10 protein-coding genes and 1 pseudogene are annotated in these 12,437 nt (G+C 69.1%); 5 read left to right on the forward strand and 6 right to left on the reverse strand.

Annotation, left to right across the window (positions count from 1 at the left end):
- The 3 genes from O1R50_RS21070 to O1R50_RS21080 all read left to right on the forward strand — a co-directional run.
- Positions 1-929 (forward strand): carbohydrate ABC transporter permease (locus O1R50_RS21070; protein ID WP_270112176.1); only part of this gene is annotated, 929 nt, incomplete at its 5' end.
- On the forward strand, positions 926-1,750 hold the full coding sequence (locus O1R50_RS21075) for a carbohydrate ABC transporter permease (RefSeq protein ID WP_270112177.1): 825 nt from the start codon (positions 926-928) through the stop codon (positions 1,748-1,750). The genes O1R50_RS21070 and O1R50_RS21075, both read left to right, overlap by 4 nt.
- A gap of 4 nt (positions 1,751-1,754) precedes the next feature.
- The gene (locus O1R50_RS21080; RefSeq protein WP_270112178.1) at positions 1,755-3,659 is read left to right on the forward strand and encodes a glycoside hydrolase family 127 protein; all 1,905 of its coding nucleotides are present in this window, start codon (positions 1,755-1,757) and stop codon (positions 3,657-3,659) included.
- Positions 3,660-3,758: 99 nt separating this feature from the next.
- Here the strand turns inward: O1R50_RS21080 and O1R50_RS21085 are convergent.
- The 6 genes and pseudogenes from O1R50_RS21085 to O1R50_RS21110 form a co-directional block, all read right to left on the reverse strand.
- Positions 3,759-4,247 (reverse strand): annotated as a pseudogene (locus O1R50_RS21085) (GrpB family protein); the annotation flags it as partial.
- Positions 4,244-5,122 carry an aminoglycoside phosphotransferase family protein gene (locus tag O1R50_RS21090; RefSeq protein ID WP_270112179.1) on the reverse strand — a complete coding sequence of 293 codons (879 nt, stop codon included), beginning with the start codon at positions 5,120-5,122 and terminating at the stop codon, positions 4,244-4,246. The pseudogene O1R50_RS21085 and the gene O1R50_RS21090, both read right to left, overlap by 4 nt.
- A gap of 677 nt (positions 5,123-5,799) precedes the next feature.
- Positions 5,800-7,665, reverse strand: coding sequence for an HNH endonuclease signature motif containing protein (locus O1R50_RS21095; RefSeq protein ID WP_270112180.1), 1,866 nt, complete (start codon positions 7,663-7,665; stop codon positions 5,800-5,802).
- 385 nt (positions 7,666-8,050) lie between these two features.
- A complete protein-coding gene (locus tag O1R50_RS21100) occupies positions 8,051-8,515 on the reverse strand; it encodes a hypothetical protein (RefSeq protein WP_270112181.1) in 465 nt (154 codons plus the stop codon).
- 94 nt (positions 8,516-8,609) lie between these two features.
- Entirely contained in the window at positions 8,610-9,431 is an 822-nt protein-coding gene (locus tag O1R50_RS21105) for a hypothetical protein (RefSeq protein WP_270112183.1), read from the reverse strand.
- Entirely contained in the window at positions 9,428-10,348 is a 921-nt protein-coding gene (locus O1R50_RS21110; protein WP_270112184.1) for an ATP-binding cassette domain-containing protein, read from the reverse strand. The genes O1R50_RS21105 and O1R50_RS21110 overlap by 4 nt, the downstream gene beginning before the upstream one ends.
- A 144-nt stretch (positions 10,349-10,492) precedes the next feature.
- On the opposite strand from O1R50_RS21110, the gene O1R50_RS21115 reads away from it, so the two are divergent.
- Entirely contained in the window at positions 10,493-11,698 is a 1,206-nt protein-coding gene (locus tag O1R50_RS21115) for a sensor histidine kinase (protein ID WP_270112185.1), read from the forward strand.
- Entirely contained in the window at positions 11,695-12,372 is a 678-nt protein-coding gene (locus O1R50_RS21120; protein WP_270112186.1) for a response regulator, read from the forward strand. Before O1R50_RS21115 ends, O1R50_RS21120 begins: the two co-directional genes overlap by 4 nt.
- The last annotated feature ends 65 nt before the right edge of the window (positions 12,373-12,437 follow it).

Below are 12,437 nucleotides of genomic sequence, written 5' to 3' on the forward strand. Positions count from 1 at the left end.
CCCCCCCCCCCCCCCCACCCGCCCCGGGCGCCCGCCGCAAGCACCTCGGCGGCGCATCGCGCTGGACCGCCTTCGGCTTCGCCGCGCCGCTGCTCGCCTACCTGCTCGTGTTCTACGCGTACCCGTTGTGGCGCAACGTGGAACTGAGCGTCCACGACTACACCGTGCGGGCCTTCGTCCAAGGCGACCCCGAGTTCGCCGGCTTCGCCAAATACGCCGAGGTCTTCGGCTCGGACTCCTTCGGCACCGCCGTGCTGAACACCGCGCTCTTCACCGTCGTCTCGATCGCCTTCCAGTACACGATCGGCCTCGCGCTGGCGGTGTTCTTCCGCAACAACTTCCGCCTCTCCGGCGTGCTCCGCGCGCTGTTCCTGGTGCCGTGGCTCCTGCCGCTCATCGTCTCGTCCTCCACCTGGGCCTGGATGCTCAACAGCGAGAACGGGATCGTGAACTCCGTGATCGAGGCCTTCGGCGGCGAGCAGATCAACTGGCTCACCTCACCGGACACCGCGCTCACCGCTGTCATCATCGCCAACATCTGGCTGGGCATCCCGTTCAACCTGGTGATCCTCTACTCAGGACTCCAGCAGATCCCGCCGGAGACCTACGAGGCCGCCTCCTTGGACGGCGCGAACGCCCGCGAGCAGTTCTGGCACATCACCCTGCCGCTCCTGCGCCCCGTCTCGGCGATCACGCTGCTCCTCGGCTTCATCTACACGCTCAAGGTCGTCGACGTCATCTGGATCATGACCACCGGCGGCCCCGGCGACGCCTCGCTGACCCTTGCGGTCTGGTCCTACCGCGAAGCCTTCGGCACCGGGCAGCCCGACTTCTCGCCCGCCGCCGCGATCGGCAACCTGCTCATCGTCATCGCGCTTGTGTTCGGCTTCGTCCACCTGCGCATCCAGCGGAACGGAGGCCCGCGATGACCGCGCGACCGCTGTCTTCAAGAACGTGGTGGAAGACCGGCCTCGGGCTCGTCTTCACCGCGATCATGCTGTTCCCCGTCTACTGGATGGTGAACGTCTCCCTCACACCCACCGATGAGCTGCGCCAGACCAACTGGTTCCCGACGCACCCGACCCTCGAAGGGTTCGATGCCGCACTGGCCCAGCAGCTCCCGGCGCTCGGCACCAGCCTCGCCATCGGCGCGGGCTGCGTGCTGCTCACTATCGTCATCGCCGCGCCCGCGGGCTACGCCCTCGCGATCCTCAACCTGCGCGGCGGACGGGCGCTGAACTTCCTGCTGCTCGTGGCCCAGATGATCCCCGCGGTCGTCATGGCCATGGGCTTCTACGCGATCTACGTGCGCCTCGGGATGCTGAACACGGTGTGGGGCCTCATCATCGCCGATTCGACTGTAGCCGTCCCCTTTGGAGTGCTGCTCTACACCACCTTCATGGCGGGCATCCCGAGGGAACTCATCCAAGCCGCCCGCGTCGACGGCGCCGGCGCCTGGGGCACGTTCACCAAGATCGTCCTCCCGGTGAGCCGCAACTCGACGCTCACCGTGTCGCTCTTCGCGTTCCTGTGGGCCTGGTCGGACTTCATCTTCGCCTCGACCCTCAGCCGCTCGAGCGAATACGTGCCGATCACCCTCGGGATCTACCAGTACATCGGCAACAACACGACACAGTGGAACGCGATCATGGCGACGGCCGTCGTCGCCTCGCTCCCCGCGGCGATCCTCCTGGTCGTCGCCCAACGATATGTGGCCGCCGGCGTGACCGCCGGTGCCGTGAAGGACTGAACCAGTGCGAGACAACACCGTCCCAGTCGACGCCCCCGGCCGTCTGCGAGGCATCGGCGTGGACGAATTCCGGCTCCAAGGCGGGTTCTGGGGAGGGCTCCAGGCGGTCAACACCGCCGCCACCCTCCAGCACTGCCTGGAGTGGATGGAAGGCCTCGGCTGGATCGCGAACTTCGACCGCGTCGCCCAAGGCGCCACGGATGGGGAACGGCCCGGATGGCAGTTCTCCGACTCGGAGGTCTACAAGCTCATGGAGGCCCTGGCCTGGGAGCACGGCAGGACCGGCTCGGACTGGGCCGACGAGGCCTTCGTCGCCCTGACCGAGCGCGTGGCCGCCGCGCAGGACGACGACGGGTATCTCAACACCTGCTACGGCCATGCGGGCCAACCGGATCGATACACCGACCTCTCCTCCGGCCACGAGCTGTACTGCACGGGCCATCTGCTGCAGGCCGCCGTGGCGCGACTGCGGACTGCAGGGGAGGACAAGCTGGTCGAGGTCGCCCGGCGAGCGGCCGACGAGGTCTGCCGGACGTTCGGTGCGGACGGCCGGAACGGCATCTGCGGCCACCCCGAGATCGAAGTCGGCCTTGCGGAACTGGGCCGCGCCCTGGGCGAGCCCCGCTACACCGAACAGGCCCGCCTCTTCATCGAACGCCGGGGCCGGGGCACGCTCAAACCCGTCACGCTGCTGGACGCCTCCTATTTCCAGGACGACGTCCCGGTGCGCGAAGCGGACGCCTGGCGCGGCCACGCGGTGCGGGCGCTCTACCTGGCGGCGGGCGCGGTCGACGTCGCCGTCGACACGAACGACGACGACCTGCTCCATGCCGTTGAGCGCCAATGGGCTCACTCGGTCGAACGCCGCACGTACCTCACCGGCGGCATGGGCTCGCGCCACCAGGACGAGGGCTTCGGCGAGGACTGGGAACTCCCGCCGGACCGCGCCTACTGCGAGACCTGTGCCGGTATCGCCTCGAACATGGTGTCGTGGCGGCTCTACATGGCGACGGGCGAGGTCAAGTACGCGGACCTGATGGAACGGACCTTCTACAACGTCATCGCCGCGTCCCCGGCCGAGGACGGGAAGGCCTTCTTCTACGCGAACCCGCTCCACCAGCGAAGTGCCGCGGCGGATGTCAGGCCCGACGAGGTCAATCCAAGAGCCGAGGGCGGCGTGCGCGCCCCGTGGTTCGACGTCTCCTGCTGCCCGACCAACCTGGCGAGAACGCTCGCCAGCTGGCAGGCCTACGCCGCGTCAGTCGAGGGCAACCAGGTCTCGCTCCTCCAATACGCCAACGGCGACATGCGGATCGCGCTCGACGACGGCGAAGAGCTGGCCCTCCGGATCTCGACGGGATACCCGCAAACTGGCTCGATCCGAATCGAAGTCCTGGAAATCACCGGTGAGCAGGTCGAACTCCGGCTCCGGATCCCGCACTGGGCCGAGGGATCGAGCCTTGTCATTGCATCGGCGGCGTACTCGGTGGAACCCGGTTGGGCGACGGTCCGAGGCCCGCTGGAAGTCGGGACGGTGCTGGAACTCAATCTGCCCGTGGAACCGCGATTCACCTGGCCGGACGAGCGCATCGACGCCGTGCGGGGCTGCGTGGCGGTGGAGCGCGGCCCGCTGGTCCTGTGCGTCGAATCCACCGACCTCCCTGAACCCCAAACGATCGAAACACTTCGGATCGACGCTTCGCAACCGCCGCTGGCCGAAGGAGACGGAGCGATCGTCCAGGCGGCCTCAGCCCTCGCCGCACCTGCGAATTCCGGCTCGCTGCCGTACCGCTCGACTCCAGCGAGCAGGGAACGATCCGCAGTGACCACCGGAATCCGCCTGATCCCGTACCACCGCTGGGCCCAGCGAAGCAGCGCGGCAATGCGGGTCTTCCTCCCTGCGGTCTGACACCGGCCGCACGGTTCGGCGGTCATCGTGCCTGGATAAGCGCTTCTCCCACACCGGTTCGGGCGGCAGTCCGCGCTCTGTGCGGGCGCGGTCGGTCAGTTCCTGCACCAGCGCCGTCTTCGCTTTCGCGTACTCGCCGGGCGCCGTGCCCGCTGCCACGATCTCGCGCTTGCGGTTCGCATAGCGGGCCGCGTCCTCCGGGTGGTGCCGCAGGTAGTCGCGGAGGATCCGCTGGTTCCTCGTCGGCCAGCTCTCCAGGGTGACGACGTGCAGGATGTGGGTGCGAACGCCGCTGTCGGCGCGGACGAACAGCAGCCGGTCGGTCATGCCGTTGTCGTGCGGTCGAAACCCGTTGTCTGCCAGCGCCTCCAGATGGGGCCCGACTTCGTCGAGTTCGCGCACGGCGGCCATCAGGTCGATGACGGGCTTGGCCGCCAGCCCGGGCACGGCCGTGGAGCCGATGTGCTCGATCGCCGCGAACAGGCCGGGCGCGGCGGCGTTGAGTGCGTCGATGGCCTCGGCGGCCTGGCGGGGCCAGTCGGGGTCGTAAACGAGGATGCGGAGGCCTCCGGCTTTGTAGGTGGTCAACGCAGGATGCGTGCGAGGGCCGCTTCACCGGCGGGCTTCCAGGTTGGTTTACCACCAGCCCATCCACGTTCGCCCGCGATGCCGATATCGAGCAGGACCAGTGCCTTGACGAGCGCCAGGGCGCGGGCGCGCAGCACGGTGGCCTCGTCGGCCGCCTTGTACGCGTTGAAGAACGCCTCGTCGGCGCCGTCGGGTAGCAGGATCCACGCGGCGGCGAGGTCGACGGCGGGGTCGCCGACGAAGAGTTCGCCGAAGTCGATTACACCGGCGAGGGCGCCGTCCTTGACAACGACATTGGCCGGGTGCAGGTCGCCATGGAGCCACACACCGGGCCGGTCGTGTCGAGGCGCCTCGCGCGCGGTCCGCCAGACGGTGCGAGCGCGGTCGGCGTCCACGTCGGGGTGGCGTTCGAGTGCCTGCTCGAAGTGCTTGTCCATGGTGTGGAGGGCCGCGCCGCGGCCGTCGTTGGCGGGGGTGTCAGCGGGACCTTCGGTGTGGAGCGCGGTGAGGAACTCGGCTAGCACGGTGGCCGATTCGGCGTCGGCGATCGGTGCGATGTCGGCGGGCGTGCCGTGTACCCAGGTGGTGATGAGCCAGGAGTGCGGGAAGCGCTCGGACGGTTGGCCGAGCCTGGTGGGCACCGGGATGGGAAGCGGCAGCCGAGACGCCAGGTCGGGGAGCCGATTGTGCTCTCTCTCGAGGAGCTCAGGGGCCTCTTCGGTGCGGGGAATGCGGACCGCCAGGTCGGGGCCGAGGCGCCACATCTGGTTGGTCCAGCCGCCGTCCACGGCCTTGATCTCGAGTCCGGCCAGGTCGGGGTGCTGCTGCTCCAGGAGGTCTCGCAGCAGCCGCTCGTCGATCGCCCAGTCGCTCAATTGGAGTCCCTTCGCCGCAGGTTCGCGGCCACCCTACCCGAATTGGGAGAACACGAACCTTGTCAAGAGCCGTCCGAACCGCGCTGGAGCCACGTTGACCTTGGGCGCTGGACGGGCAGCGGCGACGTCAATGCTGCGGTCCTGGCTTTCGGGGCCGTTGGGTGTTGGTTAGAGCGGGCTGCGACGACGAGGTGGGGGTTCCCGTCGGGGGCGGATTCTCGGATTCTCGGATTCTCGGATTCTCGGATTTCCGGTCCGATTCGGATGCGGCTCAGGCGATCGGCGACGAAGGGATCTGATCAGATCTAGCTTGGCTGTCCGGCTGTCCGGCTGTCCGGCTGTCCGGTGCGGTGGTGGCTGCTGTTCAGGCGGGCAGCGACGACGAGGTTCGCGCAGGCTCTGTGAGCTGCTGCGGCTTCCCGGTGCGATGGTGCCTGCGGCTCAACCAATCAGCGATAACAGGGCGGGGAAGGGGATCGGGTTCGTCTCCGGCTTCCCGGTCGGCTCGGGTCAAGGCTCAGGCAGGCAGCGACGACAAGGCGGGGAAGGAGACCGGGCGCGTCTCCGGCTTCCCGGCCGGCTCGGGTCCGGGCTCAACCGATCAGCGACGACAGGGCGGGGAAGGGGACCGTGCGCGTCTCCGGCCTCCCGGCCGGCTCAGGTCCGGGCTCAACCAATCAGCGACGACAGGGCGGGGAAGGGGTCCGGGTTCGTCTCTGGCTTCCCGGTCGGCTCGGGTCCGGGCTCAACCAATCAGCGACGACAGGGCAGTGAAGGGGATCGGGTTCGTCTCCGGCTTCCCGGCTGGTTCGGTTTCGGGTCTGAGTGGGCGGCGGCGGGTGGGTGTGGGCTGGGGTGGGTTGTCGTTGCCGGGCATGGCGGTAGGCCCGAACCTGGTGGGGGTTCGAGCTGGGGGGCTGGCCTCGGCAGGCCGGTGGTGTGCCTTCCCTTCCCCGCCCCGGCTGCCACCGTGGCGGGCACCCTAACCAGGGCGGAGGGCCGCCGGGGACTGCCGGTCCGGCCGGGGGTGTCGGCGTGCCGTACGTTTCTCGGCATTTCGCTTTCGCCGCTCGCATGGCTTTCACGGCTCGGTCGTGGTCGATGGCTTCGGCGAGGGCGTCGAGGTCGGGTTTCAGTGTCTCGGACCATTCGGTGCGGTAGAGCCCGGTCGGGAAGTAGTCGAAGTCGTCATCTCGGTGCTCGGCATCCATGTCGGCATCGGTGCGCCAGTCACTGCACCCGCACCCATCACCTTCGCTGGGGCCCTGGCCGCCCTGGCTTGGACCGGTCTGGGTGTCGTGGCTGTCGTGGTGGGTGATGATCGCGGTGCCGGGGCCGGTCTTCTCGATCGTCCAGCCGGGGGTGTGGATGCGGCCGTGGTGGAAGCGGCAGAGCAGGATCAGGTTCTCAGCGACGGTGGGTCCGCTGTCGGCCCAGTGCTGGAGGTGGTGGGCCTCGGTCCAAGCCACGGGGCGCCCGCACCCGTGCCAGGCGCACCCGTCGGGCTGCTCGAGTTCGAGTTTGCGGCGGAGCGCGGTGTTGGGGAGGCGCTCGGCGCGGCCCAGTTCGACCGCTTCGCCGGTGCGGTAGTTGAAGACGGCGGGGATGATGGCGGCTTCGCAGGCGAGGAGCCGGGCGCGGGCGAGACTGATCGGCTGGCCTTCCAGGAGCGGGGTGCGGCCGGTGTCGCGGCCTTGCAGCGTCTCGATGTCCACCACCAGGTTGAGGGTGGCGGTGTGGCCGTGCCGGGTCGATGCCTGCGGGGAGGCGCCGTAGCCGGCCAGGAGCTGGTGCAGGGCTTCGGCGTGCCGGTTGGCTTGCGGGGGCAGGATGCCGTCGGTGTCGGTCTCGTCTTGGCGGGGCGGGGGGCAGGCGGTCTTGAGGTACTTCTCCAGCAGCCGCCCGGTCGCGTCCGAGAGTTGGCCTTCCAACGCCCACATGCCGTTGTGCTGCGGGGTCAGGTCGAGGCGCTGCATGGACTGCTGCCCGAGCTCGTCGAACAGCTCGGTCGCTTCGGCGATGGAGGCCCACAGTTCGTCGAGGTGGCGGCGCAGGTCTTTGAAAGTGGCATGGGTGCAGTACTCGGTGACCATCGCTTCGGGGGTGGTGCACAGAGTCTGGGGGTCGAAGGGGGAGGGGACCGGGGTGGTGAAGGGGGTGCGGGCGAAGTGGCGCATGGCCGTGGTCTGGTCGAGCTGGCGGACCGCGAAGGCGACCTGGTCGATCCTGGCTTTCCCGGTCGTCGCCGCCTCAGCGAGCACACGGAACTTCCCCGAGAGCCGGGCGATGGCCGCGATGGCGCCTGCGGTGTTGAACGTGAAGTCGAACTGGGAGACCAGGAGGTCGCGGAGGGCGGAGAAGCCGAACTCGGAGCGGTGCAGGCCTTGCTCTTTCATCGCGATCACTGCCGAGAGCACTTGGGCGTGCTGGGTGTTGATGGCGGCGGCGGCCTCGTCGAGGGTGGAGCGGATAGCCGCTGCCTGGGCGGGCCGGTCGGAGGCCAGGGGAGGGAAAGGATTCGGGGTGGTGGTGCAGCGGCTCATGGGCCCTTTCGCCTCCCTTCCTGTTCTCGAATGTCCTACCGGTTTTCGCTTCCGTGTTCGTAGTTCAATAGTGACCGATCAGGGAGGCGGTGTCATCACCCAATGGGGTGAACATTCCATGAGGGACATTCACGGAGGCCTCCAGACCGCCTGGGGCGCAGGACAGGCCGGGAGAAGTTCGGACCTCCGCCGCTCCACCTCCGCGCTGCCAGGCGGCCACATGACACGCCCCGACCGACTACCGCCCCTTTGTCGCCGCCCGCTTGAAGCCCGCACGAATCAGACCCCACAGCCGAACAGGGTCCCCACCCAACCCGCCACCGCTTCGTCACCGCCCGCTTGAAGCCCAGGTCGATCAATGCGGGAGAAGCAGTTCCATCCCTGATTAGGCTGCGGTGCAACCGTCCGCGGCTTTGCGATACCGCTCAAGGGTTTCGACCGTCTGCCGCAGCGACTTCGGCTGGCGGAGCCAGCGCAGGCATTTCAGGGCGCTGGGGCGATGGTTGCCGGTCGCGGTGCGGATCTCGACCTCCCAGGTCCGAGAGTCGCCGCCGACTTCGATCGCCGTGATGTCCTTCCAAGCCAGCCGGATCTCGCTCGCCGATTCGACGAAGGTGACGCCTTGCTCGTCGAGGATCATCTTGCAGCGCAGACCGAGTGCATTGCCGATTGCGGCGCCGAGGATGACCAGGTAGAGGCAGCCGCCCAGCAGCGTCTCGATGACGCCCTCGTCGTTTCCTCCGACGATGAGGAATACCGGCACGGCGACCGACATGTAGCCGAGCAGGACGACGGCGGCGAGTTTCCGTGCGAACGCCGCGCGGCAGCGGATGGTGAGGGGTTCGTCCACGACCTGAGGATAGAGGCAGCCCTCCAAAGGGGCGGGCACGGCGGCGGCCCCGGACCTGTGCGGTCCGGGGCCGGCCGTTTCCTGGTGGCGGTGGTCAGACGTCGGAGCGCTTCAGCTGCCAGGCCGCCGCGCCGATCAGGGCCACGACGTAGCCGAGGAAGACCGACAGCCCGGCCCAAGGCGCGAGGTCGTTGTCCCCCTGAGCCACTGCCGTGAACGCACCGGCGGCGTTCGAGGGCAGGTACTGCACGACGTCGCTCCAGCTGTCCGGAATCAGCAGGGCCGCGATGCCGCTGAGCAGGAACATGACACCGAACAGGGTGGTGATCGCGCCGGGCGTCGAGCGCATGAGCGCGCCGAGGCCGATGCCGAGCAGGCCTGAACCGGTCAGGACGACCGCCGTGCCGATCACGGCCCGCGCCACGCCCGGGTCCGACCAGGACGCGCCGCCGTCGCCGATCATGGCCTGGCCCGCGGTGAAGACGATGGCCGCACCGGCCAGCGCGACCGTGAAGACCACCGCGGTGAAGACCGCGATCTTCGCCCACAGCACCGGCAGGCGCTTCGGCACGGCCGCAACCGAAGACCGGATCATGCCGGTGCTGTATTCACCGGCCATGAGCAGCACGCCGAGGGTGCCGAAGGCGAGCATGGCGAAGTTGGTGCCGGTGAGGCTCGCGCCGACCACGTCGGTCGGTTCGCTGCCGGGAGGCCCGCCCGGGTCGGAGCCGTCGCCGAACATCGAGGAGGCGAGGAGGCCGAAGCCGACGAGGAGGAGGACCGCGACGAGCATGGTGATCACGGTCGAGCGCAGGGACCAGAACTTGATCCATTCGCTCTTGATGACCCGTGCCTGGTTGACCCGCTTGCGGGGCCGGATCGTGCGGGGCGCCGCTGCGACTGTTGCCGTGGTCATCGTGCTTCTCCGATCAGCGTGGACTGGTATTCGACGGCGTCCTTGGTGAGTTCCATGAACGCCTCCTCAAGGGACGGTCGCACCACGGTGAGTTCGTGGATCGGGATCCCGGCGGCGGCCGCGCGGTCGCCGATGTCCTCGGCGGTCATGCCGGTGACCTCGAACAGGCCGCGGTCGACGCTGAGGACGGTGGTCCCGGGTCCGGTGATGAGGTCGTGCAGGGCGTTGGCGTGCGGGGACCGCACGCGGACGCTCTCGTTCGCGGCGGTCTCGATGAAGCCGCTCACGGAGGTGTCGGCGATCATGCGGCCCTTGCCGATCACGATGAGGTGCTCGGCGGTCAGCGCCATTTCGCTCATCAGGTGTGAAGAGACGAACACGGTGCGCCCTTGTGAAGCGAGATCACGCATGAGGTTGCGGATCCACAGCACACCTTCGGGGTCGAGTCCGTTCGTCGGCTCGTCGAGGATCACGACATCGGGGTCGCCGAGGAGCGCCGAGGCGATCCCGAGGCGCTGGCCCATGCCGAGCGAGAACCCGCCGACCCGCTTGCGGGCGACCTGGTGGAGCCCGACGACGTCGATCACCTCGTCGACCCGCGATTTCGGGATGCCGGTGGTGGCGGCGAGCGCGTGGAGGTGCTGGTACGCGGAGCGCCCGGTGTGCACCGCCTTCGCGTCGAGCAGTGCGCCCGCCTGGTGGAGCGGGTCCGGGTGGTCTTCGTACGGCCGCCCGTTGACGGTGGCGGTCCCGGCGGTGGGCCGGTCGAGTCCGAGGATCATCCGCATGGTGGTGGACTTGCCGGCGCCGTTCGGGCCGAGGAAGCCGGTGACGATGCCGGGCTTGACGGTGAAGGTGAGACCGTCGACGGCGGTCTGGTCGCCGTAGCGCTTGGTGAGGTCGTGTACTTCGATCATGCGGTCAAGTCTCGGATCCGGCGGCCGTAATCGTCGTCCTTCAGCCGCGGGCCGTCGAACTACCGCAGTTGCGGTAGACGGACCGCTCACTGCTACTGCGCGTGGACGATGACCTGGGAACACGTGCGCGCGTACGATTTCGGCATGGCATGGGGGAAGGCTCGGGCGTGGATCCGCGGGCACGCGGCGATCATCGACGCGGTCTTCGCGGTCCTGTTCGTCGGGCTGTTCTTCATGGGCTACTTCTTCGGCGGCGACAAGGACCACGGTCCCGGACCCGGTCCGGAGTTCACCATCGCCGACTCGGTCCCGGTGCACGTCATAGCGGGCGCGACGGCACTGTTCGTGCTGGCCATGCGGCGGCGCTGGCCTGAGCGGCTGCTCATCCTCGACACCGCGGTCTCGGTCGGCGTCATCGCCACCACGGGGTACCGCCATCCGCTGCTGATCGTGGCCTGGCTGATCGTCGCCTACACGTTCGCGCGGCGCACCAACCGGCGCCGCGCCTGGCTGGTCGCGGGCGCCTGCATCGCGGCCATGTACCTGGCGGCGGGCGTGTTCGGCGAGGGCGGATGGACCGCACCGGACAACTTCGGCGTCGCCGCGTGGTCGATCGCAGTCGTGGCGATCGGTGACGCGACCCGCAGCCGCCGCGCCTATATCGACGAGGTCGAGGAGCGCGCCCGCCGCGCCGAGGAGACCCGCGAGGAGGAGGCCCGCCGCCGCGTCGCCGAGGAGCGGCTGCGCATCGCCCGCGAACTCCATGACGTTGTGGCCCACCACATCGCGGTCATCAATGTGCAGGCCGGGGCCGCCGCCCACGTGCTGCAGACGCGCCCGGAGGCGGTCGGCCCGGCGCTGGCCCACATCCGGCGCGCGGCGGACACGGTGATGCAGGAGCTCGCCTCGGTAGTGGGCGTCCTGCGCAGTCCCGAGGACAACAGCGACAAGGCCACCGAGCCGACCCGCGGCCTCGCCCGCCTCGCCGAGCTCCTCGACTCCTTCGCCGCCGCCGGGCTCCAGATCGAGCACCGCCAGAGCGGGACCGCCCGCGACCTGCCCGCGGTCGTCGACCTGGCCGCGTACCGGATCGTGCAGGAGTCGCTGACGAACGCCCAGAAGTACGGCACCGGCCGGGCCCGACTGGCGATCTCGTACTCGCCGGAGGCGGTCACCATCGACGTGGACAATGCGATCAACAAGGGCGCCAAGTCGAACGGATCCGGCTACGGCCTGGTCGGGATGCGCGAACGCGCCGCCGCGACGGGCGGCACCGTCACCGCCGGAGCCGTCGACGGGCGGTTCACCGTCCACGCCGAACTGCCCGCCACCGTGAAGGAGACGCCGTGACCATCCGAGTCCTGCTGGCCGACGACCAGGCGCTCATCCGCGCGGGCTTCGCCATGATCATCGGCTCCGAACCCGACCTGGAGATCGTCGGCGAGGCTGCGAACGGCCGCGAAGCGGTCGAACTGGCCCGCTCCGAGCGCGCCGACGTGGTCCTCATGGACATCCGCATGCCAGAGGTCGACGGCATCGAGGCGACCGAGCGGATCGCCGCCGACGACGACCTCGCGGGCGTGCGCATCCTCGTCCTCACCACCTTCGAGAACGACGACAACGTCGTCCTCGCCCTCCGCGCCGGCGCGAGCGGCTTCCTCGGCAAAGGCGTCGAACCCGCCGACCTCGTGCGCGCCATCCGCGTCGTCGCGAGCGGCGAGGCCCTCCTCTCGCCAAAGGCGACCCGCAGCATGATCGGCCGCTTCCTCAGCCAGAACGAGCCCGGTCCGCTCCCGACCCCCGAACCCCTTGCGGCCCTGACCGAACGCGAACGCGAGGTCCTCGCTCTCGCCGCCCACGGCCTCTCCAACGACGACATCGCCGCCAAGCTCTACCTCTCGCCGCTCACCGCCAAGACCCATGTCAACCGCGCCATGACGAAACTCGGCGCCCGCGACCGCGCCCAACTCGTCGTGATCGCCTACCAGGCGGGCCTGGTGCGGCCGGGCGACCCGATCCCGTAGGCCTAGCGGGCCGCGTCGAGCCGGCCCGGCTCGCGAAGCATTGACTTGATATTGATTGAAATCTA

The organism is Glycomyces luteolus (assembly GCF_027622875.1).
Lineage (GTDB): Bacteria > Actinomycetota > Actinomycetes > Mycobacteriales > Micromonosporaceae > Glycomyces > Glycomyces luteolus.

What these genes read in the sequence shown, in the direction of transcription:
- O1R50_RS21105 (WP_270112183.1), bottom strand. Translation starts at nt 9,431, where the DNA reads ATGACCACGGCAACAGTCGCAGCGGCGCCCCGCACGATCCGGCCCCGC.
- O1R50_RS21115 (WP_270112185.1), top strand. Translation starts at nt 10,493, where the DNA reads ATGGCATGGGGGAAGGCTCGGGCGTGGATCCGCGGGCACGCGGCGATC.
- O1R50_RS21075 (WP_270112177.1), top strand. Translation starts at nt 926, where the DNA reads ATGACCGCGCGACCGCTGTCTTCAAGAACGTGGTGGAAGACCGGCCTC.
- O1R50_RS21095 (WP_270112180.1), bottom strand. Translation starts at nt 7,665, where the DNA reads ATGAGCCGCTGCACCACCACCCCGAATCCTTTCCCTCCCCTGGCCTCC.
- O1R50_RS21110 (WP_270112184.1), bottom strand. Translation starts at nt 10,348, where the DNA reads ATGATCGAAGTACACGACCTCACCAAGCGCTACGGCGACCAGACCGCC.